This window comes from Lysinibacillus sp. FSL M8-0337 (assembly GCF_038593855.1).
Classification (GTDB): Bacteria; Bacillota; Bacilli; order Bacillales_A; family Planococcaceae; genus Lysinibacillus; species Lysinibacillus sphaericus_D.
Window position 1 is genome coordinate 293,722 of record NZ_CP151996.1, and the last position, 17,328, is coordinate 311,049.

The following is a 17,328-nucleotide window of genomic DNA, read 5'->3' on the forward strand; positions in this document are numbered from 1 at the left end:
CCTAATATTACATAGGGTGACTAGTAAATAAAGAAAAAAATCGTATAAAGAACAGTAAGCGAAACGTAAAATAGAAATAAAGAATTGTGACAACTCTCCTGAAATTAGTTATTTAAATATTATCGAACATATAAGAAAACCTTATTATTCTTGAATTTATTACCGTTACGTTATGGAAGAAGGATTAAAAGAGAAGGAGTAGAATTTATTACTAATAAACACTTTTAGAATTTTATTTATAACAAATAAGAATAAATAAGGGGTCATTAAATGGAATTACGTGATTTAAAGGCATTTATGAATGTGGTAGAATATGGAAGTTTCACAAAAGCAGCAAATGAGTCCTTTGTATCCCAGCCGTCATTAAGTAAGAGCATAAAAAAATTAGAGGATAATCTCCATGTTGAGCTATTGAATCGGTCCACACGACATGTAGAGTTAACGGATGCAGGACATATTGTGTATAAGCAAGGACAAAAAATTATGCGCTCAGTCCATGATTTGCATATATTGCTAGATGACTTGTTAAATATTAAAACAGGAACTATAAAATTAGGTATTCCACCACTGATAGGCACGTTGTTTTTCCCAGAAATTGCTCGTAAGTTTCATCAGCAATATCCAAATGTTCATTTAGAGCTAGTGGAACGAGGAGCGAAGTTAATAGGCACTTTAGTGGAAAATGGTGAAGTGGATATGGGGATTGTCGTTTTACCTACCGACGAGCGAAAATTTGTTGTGCAATCTTTTGTGGAAGATCAGTTTTTTGTCTATATAAATGAACAGCATCCTTTAGCTCTACAGGATACTATTTTATTACAAGATTTAAAAAATGAATCGTTTATTATTTTTACAGAGGAATTTACTTTGCATGATTATGTGATTAAATCCTGTAAAAGTGCTGGATTTACACCGATTATTGGATACAAAAGCTCGCAATGGGATTTAATCGTGGAGTTAGTGTCTTCAAATTTGGGTGTAACGCTGTTGCCTTATTCTATTGCGGCAAAGCAGACGAATCAAAATGTAAAAATTATACCGTTACAGAACTATCATATGCCGTGGCGTCTTGGCGTTATTACGAAAAAAAATACATATCAATCTTATGCTTTAAAGCAATTATTAAAGACAATACGATCGGAAGAAACATAGTAGCAATACAGTTATTCCATTTTAGAATAAATAGCATTCCAATTAATTCCTTTACTTATAAAACAAGAATGATGTAGAATTTTTCTTAATAAACGAGCAATTTTAGGGGGTTTCGATATGGGAAACGGGAAAGTGTGGAATTCGTTTGAGGAAGCCGTTGCAGATATTAAGGAAGGCGCTACGTTAGCAGTAGGGGGATTTGGTTTATGTGGTATTCCAGAAAAGGCAATTGCAGCATTACAACAAAAGGGAACAAAAGATTTAACCGTTGTTAGCAATAATTGCGGAGTAGATAATTGGGGATTAGGGTTATTACTAGCTAATAAACAAATAAAAAAAATCATTGCTTCCTATGTTGGCGAAAATAAAATTTTCGAACAGCAATTTTTAAATGGTGAGTTAGAAGTAGAACTCGCGCCACAAGGAACGTTAGCTGAGCGACTACGAGCTGGTGGAGCGGGTATTCCAGGGTTTTATACAGCGACAGGGGTTGGCACGCCTATTGCGGAGGGCAAGGAAGTAAAGGTTTTCGATGGTAAAGAATATATTTTAGAACAAGGGATTGTTGCAGATTTTGCGCTTGTCAAAGCATGGAAAGCAGACAAGCTAGGCAACTTAATTTATAGAAAAACATCACGTAATTTTAATCCGTTAGCAGCAATGGCTGGCAAAATTACAATTGCAGAAGTAGAAGAAATTGTGGAAGTGGGCGAACTAGATCCAGATCATATCCACACACCAGGTGTCTTTGTGCAACGTGTCTTACTCGGTGACAAATATGAAAAACGTATCGAGCGTTTGACAGTGAAAAAGGAGGAAGCGTGATGGTGGATACAAGACATAGAATAGTGAATAGAGCAGTGCAAGAAATTGAAAATGGTATGAATGTCAATTTAGGTATTGGTATCCCAACACTTATTGCCAATGCTATTCCTGCTGACTACGAGGTGTTATTACAATCTGAAAATGGTCTTCTCGGTATCGGTCCTTATCCAGAGGAGAGTATGGTAGACCCTGACCTCATTAATGCAGGGAAAGAAACAGTGACAGCCGTGCCAGGCGCATCCTTTTTTGATAGCGCTGATTCCTTTGCCATGATACGTGGGGGGCATATTGATCTTGCAATTTTAGGTGGTATGGAAGTTTCGGAAACTGGGGATCTAGCGAATTGGATGATTCCAGGAAAAATGGTCAAAGGCATGGGCGGTGCTATGGACCTTGTTGTCGGCGCGAAAAGAGTTATCGTGGTGATGGAGCATGTCAATAAAAATGGCGAGTCAAAAATTAAAAAGCAGTGTGAGCTACCGTTAACAGGCAAAGGTGTCGTGCACAGATTAATAACGGACTTAGCTGTATTCGATTTTACAGATGCTGGCATGCAACTCATAGAATTAGCAGAGGGTGTGACATTGGAAGAGGTAAAAGCGAAAACTGCTGCTTCATTTAATGTTGCTTTATCCCATTAATTAATAAGAGACCAGTTTACCTTGTGAAGGTAAGCTGGTTATTTGAATTTTAAGGAGAGTGGGAGAATTGCTTTGCCTACAGCAGGTTACAAACGAAATAATGAAACGATATTGCAGTTCGGATCGGAGAGAAAGGCCATTCATTGTTGCCATTGACGGATTAGGTGGGGCAGGAAAAACGACCTTTGTCAAAGAGCTAGTGAGCATGCTAGAAAATGCATGTACGATTCATGTGTTACATATTGACGATTACATTGTAGAAAGCGAAAAACGCTATAATACGGGTTATGAAGAATGGTACGAATATTATTACTTACAATGGGATATAGCGTACATAAAATATTGCTTTTCCAAAATACATAAAGATTATCAGGAGCTAACGCTTCCTTTTTATAATCGGGAAACGAATACTATCATAAATAAGCAAAGCGTATTTCCACCAAATAGTATTTTATTAATAGAAGGAGTCTTTCTCCAACGCCATGAGTGGGAACAATTTTATGATTATACGGTTTTTTTAGAATGCTCTTTAGAGATTAGGAAAGAAAGAGTACTAAAGCGTGATTCGTATATAGGCGATGAATTGGCAATAATGAAGAAGTATAAACAGAGATATTGGATGGCAGAACAATATTACTTAGAAAAGGAATCACCATTACAAAAAGCAAATATAATCTGGCAATCGGCTAATATCTCAGACTATTGACCGTTCTACTCTCAAGTTTTTCCAGTATATAATGATCCTGAAAGGGGAGATGGCAATGAAAGATTGGACAAAGGAAGTTGTACAAGTTCGTGTTGCAAGACCTACAAATCAATTAGCAGCAATAGAAAGATTTTATTGAGAAGGGGTAGGATTAGAAAAATAGGTTCTTTTAACTTGATTCAGTAGAAGTCCTCTATTTCTTTAAGTGAGGATTAATGCAATATCTATTCTGAATTCAGAGATGGTTCTTACCCCAACTGAATCAAGTTAAAGGCCCCAGGCGGATGTCACAGATTTTAAGAGGAGCTTTTCGAGCAGGCTCGAAAAAATCTGGACACAATTACGCTAAGGCGTAATTTATAGGTTCAGGCCATCGAGGCTACGATGGCATTATGATCGGCCTGCCAAACGCTAATTATCATTTGGAGTTTACCGAGCATATTGAGGGGAGCCCATGTCCAGCACCGACAAAAGATAATCTTCTAGTATTGTATATGCCAAATATTGAAACGATCCAACGAATTGCGCAACGTTTGGCGCAGATGAGGTATCCAGAAGTAGAGCCTGAAAATCTTTATTGGGCAGAAAAAGGTGTAACAATTGAAGATCCGGATGGCTGGCGTATTGTATTAATGAATACAATGGGCATATAAATGAATGTTTTGTTTGTCTAGAGGTCTGAAGCGGTTGAGAGGACAATGAAGCGACGCAATCATTACATAGATTGACGCATAAAAATAGACGCAGGCATACTGCACTCAAGCGAGTATGGGCATAGAAGTACCCTCGGAGCAAGTGCCATAGCGAAAAACAATAACAGAGCAAAAAAGTGTAAGATTCATGGCAGTCAATCTTACACTTTTTCCATTTTGCACTCGCTTCTGAATGCTTAATCTCCTAATGCTTGGTTTTCCCTATATTCAGTAGCAATGGATTCTATATTTAATCGAGAATAGTCGGCCCAATTGACAGTTCTAAAATCTTTTTCATTAAAATAAATGCTTAATACTTCGGTCATGTCTTCATTGCTATTAGCACCTGTTAATGGGGCATACCAAATAATCGAAGGTGTTTTCACGCTTTTTAGTTTCGACATCTCTGCAAATATTTTCCCTGAATCTTTTAGCATTTGGTTTTTTGAACCTTCTCGGACATCTGTATCCTGAATCGAAATAGTAACAATACCTTTCGTTTCTTCTACAGTAAATTTATTTTTAACGGTTGCGCCCACAATATCTTCAACAGATGTCTCTTGATCCACTGCTGCTTCCTTCGGTTCTGCATTCTTTCCACAGGCTGATAACAATAGTGTGAATAGTACTAACATGTAAAGTAGTTTTTTCATGTTCATTCCTCCCTTGTTACTCCATATATGTTCAAATTGCGTATGAATTATACAAAGGGACAGGGAGTTAAAGTATTTTTTCTAACGAATGAAAGAAAATCATCTTCCGTGCATTGCTGACTACCCGAAAGTGAGAGGCATGCGTAACGTATGTTATCCATTTTTTATAAATTGGACAATAAATAAAACAATAAATAATAAACACATCGCTACGCCCATATACAAACATTTGTAATAAGCTTTATTGTCCGTTCCTTTGTAATCAAAACCACGATTTAATATGACGAGTCCAAAAAGGATCATGATTAAATGTAAATATAGTGGATTGAATCCAGCAGGAACGACAAGAAAAAACATGAAAATGATTAGTATGACATGTATGTACTTTCTTATAGGATGGATAAATGTAATCTTCTTAAAAAATTTCATCATATCACTCCTTCAAGAAATAGGCTGTTTATAAAGTTGCAAATGCTGATACTAAATAGTTTAATGAGAAACCCTTTATTCTAAAGTAGAAATACTAGTTAAATAAAATAATATCAACTGAAAACAAAAGAATGTTCGTTTCTAGTTGATATTATTCCACAAGGCTATTTATTTGCTTACTACATCTAGGCACCAAGAGAAATTATCCCATGCTGAATACCAACCGTTGAAAATTTCTGATGAATCGTCCCAACGAACTTCAAATTTTCTATGACCTTCGATATCTAGTAAATATAAAGCTAAAGTATCATCTGCTTTAGAGACGGCAATTTTCATCCCATGTTGAAGTTCTTCTTCGGTGAATGGTACATCTGAAACCGAACGAAGCTGTGCTTGTTCAAATACTTGTTTGTTAATAATTCTGTAATTCATAATAAACCTCCAATAAAACTTTCTTGAAATTAACTTTCTATTTTACGTGCCAATAACAGGACTATAAAAGTATATCCTATATTGTTTCAGTAATGAAAACAAAAAAATTATTAGCCAAGCTCTTTTTGTCTAAATTGTTGCTAATAGCTGGCTAAAGTTTCAGTGATTTAACGTAGAAAACCAAATCAATTTGTTCTTAAAACAATGTTACTAGGAGCAAAGAAAAAAGTCCAGAGACTGAAAAAATCGAACAGTCCCGGACTTATTTGAAATTAAATTGATATAATGTTGAGATAAATTAAGAAAATAGGTGATTACTTATTTGGGTAAGTACCCTTTAAAGTGTAGTCAGCTAACACATGCCCTTCGATAGCATGATAGAGTTCATTCAGTAAAAACCCCTTTTCTAAATCGACGGTCGTATCTAATGCATAGACATGAATCTCGTAAGTATGAGGTTTATCGGGCGGAGCCATCCCCCCGTAAAAGCTAGAGAGTTCTGTGCTTTGGCTACCTCCTTGAGGACTTATCCAACTATTTACGCCTTGGACAAAATCAGTCGCTGTTTGACTTTCGTTTTCTTTCAGTTCATCTTTTTGGATATTAGCTGCTGTCCAATGAATCCAAGAGAATCCTTGGCTAATAGGGAAAGCGTCTTTATCTTCTAAAACTAACGCATATGACACAGTTTCTTTTGGTGCATTTTCAAACTTTAACGGTAATGAATAAGTCGGCATGCCATGCTCGTTAAAGGAATCTCCCAGTTGTCCATATTGATCTTGAATAACGCCATCAACTATACCAGTACTTGTTACGACAAATGTTTTTTCTTTTGTGGATTCAGTAATATTTTTATTTTGGTTACTGCATCCAGCTAGTATACCTATAGCTAAAAGTGAAAAGATGGATAGGAATAATATAAATTTTTTCTTCATGGTTATTACCTCCATATGTTGTTGAGGTCATGATAACATGGAGAGAAAAAACGACCGTAAATTACCCACTTTTTTGTAAGGGTACTCTATTTAACGACTACCTATTATTTGTTTCTCCTCGATATATTGAATACCTAATCGCTGCATAATTTCTAATGATTTTAATACTTCTTTTCCTTTTGTACTTAAGCTATATTCCACTCGTAGTGGATATGTGGAAAGGTATTCTTCTTTATTGACTAATTGAAAATCCATTAGTTCTTTTAATTGTTCTAACAGCATTTTTTCAGTAATTCCTTTAATATCCCGTCTTAGTTTAGATGGAGATGTGGGTCCAAGCCGTAATCGCCAAATAATAATACATTTCCATTTTCCTTTGATCATAGCTTGTCCTAATTCTAACGGACAAGTGTATTCTTCTCTTAATTTGATGATAATCTCCTCCTACTCTGTTTTTAGTTTTTATAACATAAACGTAAAAAACGGACAACTGTAAGCAATTATTGAACGAACGGTTATCTAAATAAAATGCTATATGAGCAATATTGCATAAATTAATATATGTAAATAAATGGTATAATAAAGACGGTGCTATAATTAACAAACCATTTTGTTATTGTCAAGAAGGGGTGACTTATGTTGAGCAAAATAGGATTGGGATTGTTTGGAATCTGTATAATCATGATAATAGTAGGTTTACCTTATTTATTAGGGTATTCAACAAATTAACTATTAAAATCCCCTTTGTATTTAGGATTGATTGTCAGCATTCTATTTTTGCCTAAAGTAAATAGAAAAGAGGGGTAGAGAATACACATAAATAAAGTCTTAAATAACAATTTTTAAATAATATTTATATATGAAAAAGCCAATATTCGGTGTAAAATCACACTAAATATTCATTTCCTTATTTGTTTAAATATAGTGAGGTTTATATAATGAAAAAATTTATTATTTGTATGATGTCTTTATTTCCAGTTCCTTTCTTATATTATTTTTATGAATATAATGGTTATCTTAATAGGCAGGACGCGGATTTCTTATTTCCTACATTCATAGTGTGCATAGTCGTTATTGGTCTATTAACGAGAAATATGAATTTACCTTTGTTTTTTAGTATAAATATTATGATGACCGTTATTTCATTAATATTGGGTCATTTTTTTATATTGGATGATGGCAGTTGGTTTAAACCTTTTGGCAAAAATGGTGCTATGATATTTGTCTCAAGTATTTATATTCTAGGTCAGTTATTTATAAGATTGCTTAGTAAGCAAGGTACTACTAGTGTAGAGTAGTTTTTAATAGAGTGTTAAGCAAGGAAAAACAAGGAGGGGTTGGATTGGAAGGGTTTGAAGATTGCCTCCCTTTAAATATATACGATGTTGATAAGGTTGAAAAACTAAAAAAATTAGATAGAAATGTATTAGAAACTTTACTGCCTGACCTCCTCGAATATACGCAAGATATGAACTGGCCTGTTGCTTCTAGCGTAATGGATATACTATTAACTTTCCCTGAGGAAATTGTCTCCCATGTGCAAGCAGTATTATCTTCAGACGACGATAACTGGAAGTGGTTTATTTTACATTTTTTAGTTATTAAATTACCTGTAGAGTTTCAAATTCAGTTTAAAGATTATTTAATACGAGTCGCCGAAACCCCTACACAAAATGAAATCGCAGAAGAACTTGATGAAATTGCAAAAGAAATTTTAGACATGCTCTAAATTTGGAGTGCTTCTTAGGGAAATACGGCAGTAATCAAATTGACAATATTCAAAAAGACTTATATTATTATGTAGACCGTTCGTTATAATTTTAAGGGAGGTACAACCTATGTCTAGCAAAAAATCATCTCGCGAAAAAATTTTAGAAGCTGCAACAGAGCTTTTTCATTTGAAAGGATACCACGCTACTGGCTTGAGTCAAATTATTCAAGAGAGTGGGGCCCCTAAAGGTTCTTTATATTATCATTTTCCTAATGGTAAAGAACAATTAGCTGTTGAAGCGATTAACTTATCAGCAACAAGAATTGCAGCAGAAATACAGCAAAATTTAGCAGCTTATAATGATCCAGCTAAGGCATTTCAATACCATATAGAAAATATTTCTGGAATTTTTCATGACATCGATCCAATATCTAAATTAAAAAATGTTCCAATGGGATTACTCGCAATGGAAACAGCATTTGTAAATGAGAATTTACGTCAGGCTTGTGAAGAAACCTTTGAAATTTGGGGAAATCTTTACTTTGAGAAATTAAAAGTTAGTGGATATAGTGAGGAACGTGCTTTCTTAATTAGTAAAACAATAAGTGCATTAATTGAAGGTGGCATTACATTATGTGTAACAAAAAAATCAAGTGAACCTTTAATTCACATTAACAAAATGATCCCTTTATTGCTTTCAAAGTAAAAAGGGTCTTTATTTTGTTGATATTATATAGACCGGTCTAATTAATCATAGAGAAAGAAAGGAAGTATTTTATGGCTCCATCAATGCAAGTTGTGCCAGTACGTAAACCTAAAAGCATGGCTTTTGTCCTTATGTTTGCGGCTTTTATAGGGCTGTTTAGTGAGACAGCTTTAAATATGGCACTGACAAATATTATGGCTGATTTTGCAGTGTCAGCTGCAACAGCACAGTGGTTGACTACTGGCTATTTATTAACAATTGGTATTTTAGTACCTGTTTCATCTCTTCTTATTCAATGGTTTACAACAAAACAGTTAGTTGTGGGTTCGTTAATTTTTTCTATTTTGGGAACGATTTTAGCAGCTTTAGCGCCAAACTTTCCGATTTTATTAATAGGTCGTATTATTCAAGCATTTGGAACAGGCATTATTCTACCTTTGATGATGAATGTCATTTTATTAATTTTCCCTATTCATAAACGAGGAGCGGTTATGGGCTTGATGGGTCTTGTTATTACAACAGCACCAGCGATTGGACCGACATTGGCAGGTTTAATTGTAGACTCGTTGAATTGGTCTTATATTTTTTGGATTAGCCTTGTGTTTTACGCAGCACTAGTGATAGCTGGGTTAAAGCAAATCGATAACGTATCTACAATTACGAAACCAACGATTGATATTGTCTCCATTATTTTATCAACAATTGGATTTGGAGGCTTCATTTACAGTTTAAGTACCGTTTCAGAAAAATCATTTGCTTCAGCCGCGGTATATCTACCTTTTATTGTTGGATTAGCGGCAATTGCACTATTTGTTATTCGCCAATTTAAAATGAAGCAGCCTATGATTAATTTGCGGACGTTCAAATATCCTATGTTTACATTAGGAACGTTGCTCTTGTTTAGTGGTATGCTGTTAATTTTATCAACAGCTATTTTGCTACCAATGTACTTAAAAGGTTCTTTGCTATTCAGTGCTACAGTAGCAGGACTTATTCTTCTACCTGGTAGTGCAATGAATGCTATTTTATCGCCAGTTGTAGGGAAACTTTTTGATCAATTTGGAGCTAAAAAATTTTTGCCATTGGGCTTTCTGTTAACGTTCAGTGCAAGTTTACTATTTATTTTTACGATTTCCGCACATACACCTGTTTGGCAAATTATTTTAGCAAATACAATCTTCTTTATAGGAATATCAATGATTATTATGCCGGCACAAACAAATGGATTAAATCAGTTGCCACGTGAATTATACGCTGATGGTGCCGCTGTCATGAGCACATTACAACAAATTGCAGGGGGAACAGGAACTGCTTTAGCTATTACATTAATGGTTAGTGGACAAAACAAGCATATGGAACATTTCCAAAATGCTTCGTTATTAGAGTTAATTGCAGAAGGAACAAAATATGCTTTCTTCTTTATAGCAGCGATTGCTCTTATTGGATTTGTCTTATCGTTTTTTGTGAATGGAAAGCGTGTAGAAAAAATATAGTCGAAGCGCATATAAACCTTGATAATAATGCATCAATAAAGCTGGCAGAAAGTGTTGGCATGGTTTATGAATGTACGAGAAAAGGCTTCATCTATGAGGACGATGAGTGGACTGATCATCTAATCTACTATATCAATGCAAAGTAGTGCCATCTACTTGTACACATGTACTAAAAAGCATCTTAGCCAAATTGGTTAAGATGCTTTATAAATGTAAGAGGGAATAAAAGGCGCATATGCCGTTGTTCTTTTATACTTCGTTTCATTGGAAAAACACTTATACATAAGGCACAGCACTGTAAATTAACGCGCTTATTTTTTAGTTATTTAAAACTGACTATTCTGATTATTGGATAGAAATAGAATGTTCAAATGCATTTCTTTCCTCACAAAACATATCCATAAATTTAATTAAAGATGTAGGTATAAATGTGTCCTTCCTATAGATGAATATTGTTTCAACTTTTCCATAAGGATTTGGTATTGAATGATGTTTAATTGTCCCAGCTTGTAAATGCATTTCTATAACAGAATAGGGGAGCATACTTATGCCTAACCCTGCAGAGACACAGCCAAGAATTGCTTCAAGTGTACCAAATTCCATTATTTTATTTGGGGTAATTCCTTCATCATGCAACCATTGTTCGAGTTTTGCCCGATAAGTGCAGCCACTTCGAAACACTAGTAGCGTCCTTGTTTGGATATCTTTAATAGATGACAAAGGAGGATGAACAGTATCTGTAATTAGTACCAAGTCCTCTTCGATAACAGTCTTTTGAGTTAGTTCTGGGTGGTCAATAGGACCAGCAACGAATGCCCCATCTAGTTCATGATGCAAAACCCCTTGAATATTTTGTTGAGTTGGCCCTGTTTTTAAATTTAAGTCTACATTTGGATATTCGTGGTGATATTTCGATAGTAAGGATGGTAAGCGAACAGCAGCAGTTGTTTCCATAGAGCCTATAGATAATGGGCCTTGTGGAATTTGATTATCTTGCATCACCTTGACTGTTTCTTCTATTAAATTAAAGATATTTTCAGCGTATGTTAATAAGACCTTCCCTTTGGAAGTTAAGGTAGTGCCACGGTTATTCCGGTAAAATAGTGTGGTTTGAAGATCGTTTTCTAATTGTTGAATTTTAGTAGTGATATTGGATTGTGCGTAATTAAGATCACGAGCGGCTTGCGAAATACTCCCTTTTTCGGCAACAGATTTAAAAATATTCAAAGCATGTAAGTCCATAAGTAAACCCTCCATTTAGCTATATAAATAAAAGATGGTAACTATCACTTACCTGAATTATACTATAATTCAAAAAAAAGTTATGATATTTATATAATGATTTTACAAGGGGTGTGATTTTATTTAAACATTCTTCTATTTTTTTATTAGGCGGTATTTTATCTTTAATCGTTGCTATGGGAATTGGCAGGTTTGCATATACGCCAATTCTTCCACTGATGCAAAGTGATCTTTCGTTTTCAAATGCAGTAGGGGGTTATCTTGCTACAAGTAATTATGCAGGCTATTTACTTGGGGCATTTTTAGTAGGAGTTATTCCTGTAAAGCAACATAGAACGTTTATATTAAGGTTGAGTCTGGTTATTAGTATTCTAACAACAGCTAGTATGGGTTTATTTCAATCTTATTTTATTTGGTATGGGTTGCGTTTTATATCCGGAATTTCCAGCGCCATTGTTTTTGTGATGGCCTCTGGCATTGTGCTAGATAAACTAGCTATCAGAAATAAATTGAATTGGTCTGGCATTTTCTATGGTGGAGTAGGGCTGGGCATTTTTTTATCAAGTTTACTGATACCCATATTAAATCGTTTATACAGCTGGGAAGGCGTATGGTTAGGTTTGTCCGGTGTTAGTATGCTACTAGTTTTGATAGTTTGGATTAGCATGAAAGACGAACCACTGTCTTTTGAGAAAACTAGTAAACAAGAAAGTGCTCTATGTGTACCTCCTTTAAAATGGATTCCTTGGCTAATTGTAGCTTATGGATTAGAAGGGTTAGGGTATATTGTGACAGGTACATTTATTGTATCAATCGCGAAAGAAATACCGAGCTTTAATGGTGATGCTACCGTAGTGTGGATGGTGGTTGGATTGGCTGCAATTCCATCTTGTATTATCTGGTCAGAGTTAGCTAAAAAAATTGGATTTGTTAAATCCTTGGTGTTAGCAATGACACTGCAAGCTTTCGGAATAGCGCTACCAGCTTTATGGGCATCTCAAATAGGCGTAGTTTTAAGTGCTCTATTATTTGGGGCCACTTTTATGGGAATCACAACCCTTGCTACAACATTAGCACGCCAAATGAGTCCATTTAATAGTAGTCGGATTATTGGCATTCTTACATCTATCTATGCAGGTGGACAAATGATTGGGCCATCAATTGCTGGAATTATCTCAACTGCCACTCAGAATTATGACGCTGTATTACTGGGTGCGGCCAGTGTAGTTTTAGTAGGCGCAGGCTTACTTCTAACTGGTATTCGATTTGAAAAGAGTCCTGAGTTTCTAAAAAAGAAAATTTAATTTTCCAAATATTAAATCATCGATGAAAAGGAGAACGGTATGTTAGATAAATTAAAATACCCAATTATACAAGCTCCTATGGCGGGAGGGGTATCGACGCCAGCTCTTGCCGCAGCGGTATCCAATGCAGGAGGATTAGGTTTTCTAGCTGCTGGATACAAAACAACTGAAGATTTAAGAAAAGATATTCAAGAATTTCGAAATTTGTCTTCTAATATTTTTGGTGTAAATTTATTTGTCCCTAACCTAAATGAAGTCAATGATAATTGTAATGTGGACGACTATCGTGCGAAGTTAGAAAAGGAAGCATTACTATTAGGAACTACAGTTGGAGATCCAATCGTGGATGATGATGACTGGCATAACAAAATTGACTTAATCAAAGAAGAAAAAATACCTGTTGTAAGTTTTACTTTTGGATGTCCGTCTACTGAAACTATAAAAGAATTAAAGCAAAATGGAAGTTTCGTAATTGTTACCGTTACAAATTTAGAAGAAGCAAAAATAGCAAATGAATCGGGTGCCGATGCATTATGTTTGCAAGGCATTGAGGCGGGAGGACATCGAGCTTCCTTTTCAAATAATATGGAACCTCACGAAGAGTATGGATTACTCGTTTTTATAAGTATCGTGAAAAAGGAAATCGATATTCCTATTATAGCGGCAGGAGGGATTATGGATGGTTGTACGATTACTGCTGTTTTAGGGGCAGGGGCTAGTGCTGCTCAATTAGGTACCGCTTTTCTCCTTTGTCCAGAAAGTGGGACGAATCCAGTATATAGAAAAGCTTTAACGGATTCGGACTTTACTACAACTCATATTACACGTGCATTTACGGGCAGGCGTGCAAGAGGGTTAGTAAATTATTTTCTATCCACTTACGACAAGGAAGCACCCGCTGCGTATCCACAAGTTCATTATATGACACAAAAATTAAGAAAAGAGGCTGTTCAGTCAGATAATCCAAAGTACATGTCTTTATGGGCTGGACAGGGCTATAAACTTGCTCAATCTCTTCCAGCGGCAGATTTAATAAAAACATTAATGCTGCAAGTAAACACAAATCATGTATGACTTTAGCTAATATATAGGGTTGGTCATTATAAATTTATTAGAAGGAGTTTTAAAATGACAAAAGATATTTTTAGAATTGCTTTAGTAGGTTGCGGACCAAGAGGACTTTCTGTATTAGAAAGACTTCGTACAAATTTTAAAGAAGACTCTTATGCAGGTAAAATTGAAATTTATATGATAGACCCTTTCCTTCCAGGTTCTGGCGAAGTGTGGAGAACAAATCAGTCGAAAACGTTATTGATGAACACAGTAGCTTCTCAAATTACTTTGTTTACGGATTTTAGTGTTGAATGTGAAGGTCCTATTATGCAAGGTCCTTGTTTGTATGAATGGGCTAAGTCTTTAACAAAGATAGCGAATGCTAATTTGGAATATAGCGAATTAGTCATGAGAGAGGCAGAAGAATTACAACCAGATTCCTATCCTACACGTGCCTTTTATGGTCACTACTTGGAATGGGTATTTAAAGAAGTTGTCTTAACTATGCCAAGTAACGTCATGGTATATACTCATCAAACACGAGCTATTGCGATTGATGATGCATATGATGGAAGCCAGATTGTACAGCTTGAAAAGGATAATGTTCATTTAAGAGTGGACGCTGTCGTGTTAGCGCAAGGTCATACACCGGTAAGTTTATCTCCAGAAGAAGAGAAATTAAGAAAAATCGCAGCTGAAAAGGGAATGATCTATATTACCCCGAGTAATCCAGCCGATGTTTCATTAGAGTGCATAAAAGCAGGAGAGCCTGTTATTTTAAAGGGACTCGGTTTGAATTTCTTCGATTACATGTCACTGTTTACACAGGGAAGAGGCGGGCAATTCATACGAACAGGAAACAAATTAGTATACCAAGCTTCAGGGGAAGAGCCTATCATCTATGCAGGTTCTCGAAGAGGCATTCCATATCACGCTCGTGGTGAAAATGAGAAGGGTGCATCAGGTAGACACACACCAATATATATCACTCCAGAGGTGATTAAGAATTTTCATAACCAGACGCTAGACGGACAAGCCGTAGATTTTAAAAATGATGTATGGCCACTTATTGCGAAAGAAATAGAAACGATTTATTACAAGGCAATCATTGAAGAGAAATCAGGTTTGAATGCTGGACAGGAGTTTCAGGCTAAATATAGTCTCTATTCCTATGGAAGTGAACATGAGAGAAGCATTTTAAAGGACTTTGGCATTCCTGATGATTTAATGTGGGATTGGGAAACGCTTGCTAATCCTGTCAAAAATCATTTTTATGATAATCCCGAAGAATTTAATGATTGGTTAATTCATTATCTTTCTTTAGACTTAAAGGAGGCCAAAAGAGGTAATGTGACCAGTCCTTTAAAATCGGCATTAGACGCGTTACGAGATTTACGTAATGAAATTCGTCTTATCGTAGATTACGCAGGTATTAATGGAGATTCGTATAAAATCGAATTAAAGAATTGGTATACTCCGTTAAATGCATTCTTTTCGATTGGTCCACCAGCAATTAGAATTGAACAAATGATTGCTTTGATGGAAGCAGGAATTGTTAACATTATCGGACCAAAACTTAAAGTAGAAGTAGTGGAAGAAGAATCGATATTTTATGCTGTGTCACCTTTCGTTAACAATAGTGGTATAAAGGCTAAAGCCCTCATTGAAGCCCGTCTTCCTGAGACAAATTTAAAGCGAAATGCTGATCCATTAATGTCCTATTTGTTAAAAACAAACCAATGTCAAACTTATAAAATACCTAGTTGCAATGGTTTGATTTATGATACAGGGGGGTTAGCTGTGAGTAGACCTCTTAACAAAGTTTTAGACGGTGAGGGCAAAGAGCATTCAAGAAGGTTTGCTTTTGGTGTTCCAACTGAAGGCGTTCACTGGGTTACTGCAGCGGGTATTAGACCTGGGGTTAATTCAGTTACATTATGTGAATCCGATGCAATTGCACGAGAAATTATTAGTCTATTACATGCAGAACACGAAAACAAAGAGAAAGAGATGAGAAAAATTCTTGTTAGAGCATAATAAATCAGAAAGAAAAACATCAAGAAGTGTTTTCACAGCGCTAACCGTAGTTTTTGTTACGATTTTGACTTCAACTCCTGTATTTTTACCAGGTGCAGTAAATGATTTAATAAGGAAGGATACAGGGTTTAGTGTTGGAGCTATAGGCGTAACTATAACATTATATTGGTTAGGTTCTCTTATGGGAGCCTATATTAGTAGGCAAATAAATAGCCATCATTCCATAGATAAGATAATAGGTATAGCAGTTCTAGTTACTGCATTTAGCCTTTTCTTAACGTTCGTATATCCGGAAATTGGATTATGGGTAGGCGCTGCTTTTGGGGGAGCTGTCTATGGCTACAGTCAACCATTTACTAATATGCTAATTATCAGACGGTGCCCTGAGAAGATTCAAGGATTTGCGTTTGGGTTGAAACAAGCAGCCATACCTGCAGCAACTTTGTTTTGTAGCCTTTCTGTTCCTTTTTTAGCGGTGCCTATAGGATGGAGAAATCTATTCGGACTTGTTGCTGTACTAACTTTATTCTATGGCATAATCTTACTGATGAATTCAAATGATGATGAACATGGCAATGCTAAAAAGAAAAATGCAACAAAACTACGCTTAAATAGACATTTAATGTTGTTGGCGATAGCAGGAGGCCTAGGCGCTGCAATTGGAAATAGCTTAGGTGGATTTTTGATTACGTCTCTAACACATGGAGGAATTACATTAGTAAAAGCTAGTATGGTGGCCGCAGTTGCATCGATAACAAATATTCTAGTAAGGGTTTTTGCTGGATTAGCAATTGACCGTTTTAGAGGGCTTGAAAAAATATTGTTACTATCCATGTTTATCGTTGGATCATTAGGTACAGCCGCATTAACCATGCCTTCACACACTCTACAAGTAGTAGGGGCTATTCTAGCCTATGGTGGTGGCTGGGGCTGGGCTGGATTACTACACTATGTAACAGGAGCTGCTTATCCTGGTAGAGAAGGGCAAGCAACTGCTATTAGTCAAATGGGTGTTTCTCTTGGGGCAGCTGTCGGACCATTAATTTTTGGTTTTGTGTTTACAACTTTAGGTTCCAATGTAGCTTGGCTTCTAATGTCTATTGCTGGAATACTAGCATGTATATCAGTAGTAGAATCGTATCGAGTGAATGCTAAAGAAACGCCCATCCAAGAAAAGTTTAGTTAGTAATTGATTTGTTTCTATTAGTCGTTAAATAAATTGAATAGATGAAATGGTTATGGAGAAAGGCACATTTATAGGTGCCTTTTCCTTTTATATTGTCATAGTCTGATTCAATTTTATTGGGAAATGGAAGG

18 protein-coding genes and 2 pseudogenes are annotated in these 17,328 nt (G+C 35.7%); 14 read left to right on the forward strand and 6 right to left on the reverse strand.

All coding sequences use genetic code 11. From position 1 onward, the window contains the following. The first annotated feature begins 270 nt into the window (after nt 1-270). The 5 genes and pseudogenes from MKY08_RS01395 to MKY08_RS01415 all read left to right on the forward strand — a co-directional run. Nucleotides 271-1,152, forward strand: coding sequence for a LysR family transcriptional regulator (locus tag MKY08_RS01395; RefSeq protein WP_069512987.1), 882 nt, complete (start codon nt 271-273; stop codon nt 1,150-1,152). Between the two features lie 117 nt (nt 1,153-1,269). Then, nucleotides 1,270-1,977, forward strand: a complete 708-nt coding sequence (locus MKY08_RS01400) for a CoA transferase subunit A (protein WP_069512986.1) — start codon at nt 1,270-1,272, stop codon at nt 1,975-1,977. Beyond that, a complete protein-coding gene (locus MKY08_RS01405) occupies nt 1,977-2,618 on the forward strand; it encodes a 3-oxoacid CoA-transferase subunit B (protein WP_069512985.1) in 642 nt (213 codons plus the stop codon). Before MKY08_RS01400 ends, MKY08_RS01405 begins: the two co-directional genes overlap by 1 nt. 67 nt (nt 2,619-2,685) lie before the next feature. After that, nucleotides 2,686-3,324 (forward strand): kinase, encoded by a 639-nt coding sequence (locus MKY08_RS01410; RefSeq protein WP_256093223.1) that lies wholly within the window; start codon nt 2,686-2,688, stop codon nt 3,322-3,324. Between the two features lie 368 nt (nt 3,325-3,692). Further along, nucleotides 3,693-3,977 (forward strand): annotated as a pseudogene (locus tag MKY08_RS01415) (VOC family protein); the annotation flags it as partial. Between the two features lie 236 nt (nt 3,978-4,213). Here MKY08_RS01415 and MKY08_RS01420 read toward each other — a convergent pair. The 5 genes from MKY08_RS01420 to MKY08_RS01440 all read right to left on the reverse strand — a co-directional run bounded on the left by MKY08_RS01420 (nt 4,214) and on the right by MKY08_RS01440 (nt 6,849). Next, nucleotides 4,214-4,669, reverse strand: a complete 456-nt coding sequence (locus MKY08_RS01420) for a hypothetical protein (protein ID WP_069512984.1) — start codon at nt 4,667-4,669, stop codon at nt 4,214-4,216. A 153-nt stretch (nt 4,670-4,822) separates the two neighbouring features. Continuing rightward, nucleotides 4,823-5,098: a hypothetical protein gene (locus MKY08_RS01425; protein ID WP_069512983.1), complete on the reverse strand. Its 276-nt coding sequence runs from the start codon at nt 5,096-5,098 to the stop codon at nt 4,823-4,825. A gap of 168 nt (nt 5,099-5,266) precedes the next feature. Beyond that, nucleotides 5,267-5,530 (reverse strand): hypothetical protein, encoded by a 264-nt coding sequence (locus tag MKY08_RS01430; protein ID WP_024360891.1) that lies wholly within the window; start codon nt 5,528-5,530, stop codon nt 5,267-5,269. 314 nt (nt 5,531-5,844) lie between these two features. Continuing rightward, on the reverse strand, nt 5,845-6,465 hold the full coding sequence (locus tag MKY08_RS01435; RefSeq protein ID WP_081328016.1) for a YbhB/YbcL family Raf kinase inhibitor-like protein: 621 nt from the start codon (nt 6,463-6,465) through the stop codon (nt 5,845-5,847). Between the two features lie 90 nt (nt 6,466-6,555). Further along, nucleotides 6,556-6,849, reverse strand: coding sequence for a helix-turn-helix domain-containing protein (locus MKY08_RS01440; protein WP_256093221.1), 294 nt, complete (start codon nt 6,847-6,849; stop codon nt 6,556-6,558). A gap of 554 nt (nt 6,850-7,403) precedes the next feature. Here MKY08_RS01440 and MKY08_RS01445 point away from each other — a divergent pair. The 5 genes and pseudogenes from MKY08_RS01445 to MKY08_RS01465 form a co-directional block, all read left to right on the forward strand. Continuing rightward, on the forward strand, nt 7,404-7,763 hold the full coding sequence (locus MKY08_RS01445) for a hypothetical protein (RefSeq protein WP_069512981.1): 360 nt from the start codon (nt 7,404-7,406) through the stop codon (nt 7,761-7,763). A 44-nt stretch (nt 7,764-7,807) separates the two neighbouring features. Continuing rightward, a complete protein-coding gene (locus MKY08_RS01450; RefSeq protein WP_069512980.1) occupies nt 7,808-8,194 on the forward strand; it encodes a DUF5071 domain-containing protein in 387 nt (128 codons plus the stop codon). Between the two features lie 109 nt (nt 8,195-8,303). Then, the gene (locus MKY08_RS01455; protein ID WP_069512979.1) at nt 8,304-8,882 is read left to right on the forward strand and encodes a TetR/AcrR family transcriptional regulator; all 579 of its coding nucleotides are present in this window, start codon (nt 8,304-8,306) and stop codon (nt 8,880-8,882) included. 71 nt (nt 8,883-8,953) lie between these two features. Next, nucleotides 8,954-10,375 (forward strand): MDR family MFS transporter, encoded by a 1,422-nt coding sequence (locus MKY08_RS01460; RefSeq protein ID WP_069512978.1) that lies wholly within the window; start codon nt 8,954-8,956, stop codon nt 10,373-10,375. Continuing rightward, a pseudogene (locus MKY08_RS01465) lies at nt 10,369-10,521 on the forward strand (GNAT family protein); the annotation flags it as partial. The gene MKY08_RS01460 and the pseudogene MKY08_RS01465, both read left to right, overlap by 7 nt. A gap of 199 nt (nt 10,522-10,720) precedes the next feature. On the opposite strand, the gene MKY08_RS01470 reads toward MKY08_RS01465, so the two are convergent. Next, nucleotides 10,721-11,617: a LysR family transcriptional regulator gene (locus MKY08_RS01470; RefSeq protein ID WP_069512977.1), complete on the reverse strand. Its 897-nt coding sequence runs from the start codon at nt 11,615-11,617 to the stop codon at nt 10,721-10,723. A 113-nt stretch (nt 11,618-11,730) separates the two neighbouring features. Between MKY08_RS01470 and MKY08_RS01475 the strand changes: the two genes are divergently transcribed. The 4 genes from MKY08_RS01475 to MKY08_RS01490 are packed head-to-tail and all read left to right on the forward strand — an operon-like array spanning nt 11,731 to nt 17,197. Continuing rightward, nucleotides 11,731-12,921: a YbfB/YjiJ family MFS transporter gene (locus MKY08_RS01475; protein WP_256093219.1), complete on the forward strand. Its 1,191-nt coding sequence runs from the start codon at nt 11,731-11,733 to the stop codon at nt 12,919-12,921. A gap of 39 nt (nt 12,922-12,960) precedes the next feature. Beyond that, nucleotides 12,961-13,995, forward strand: a complete 1,035-nt coding sequence (locus MKY08_RS01480; RefSeq protein WP_069512976.1) for a nitronate monooxygenase — start codon at nt 12,961-12,963, stop codon at nt 13,993-13,995. Between the two features lie 54 nt (nt 13,996-14,049). Then, on the forward strand, nt 14,050-16,011 hold the full coding sequence (locus MKY08_RS01485; RefSeq protein ID WP_069512975.1) for an FAD/NAD(P)-binding protein: 1,962 nt from the start codon (nt 14,050-14,052) through the stop codon (nt 16,009-16,011). Continuing rightward, a complete protein-coding gene (locus MKY08_RS01490; RefSeq protein ID WP_069512974.1) occupies nt 15,998-17,197 on the forward strand; it encodes an MFS transporter in 1,200 nt (399 codons plus the stop codon). The genes MKY08_RS01485 and MKY08_RS01490 overlap by 14 nt, the downstream gene beginning before the upstream one ends. The last annotated feature ends 131 nt before the right edge of the window (nt 17,198-17,328 follow it).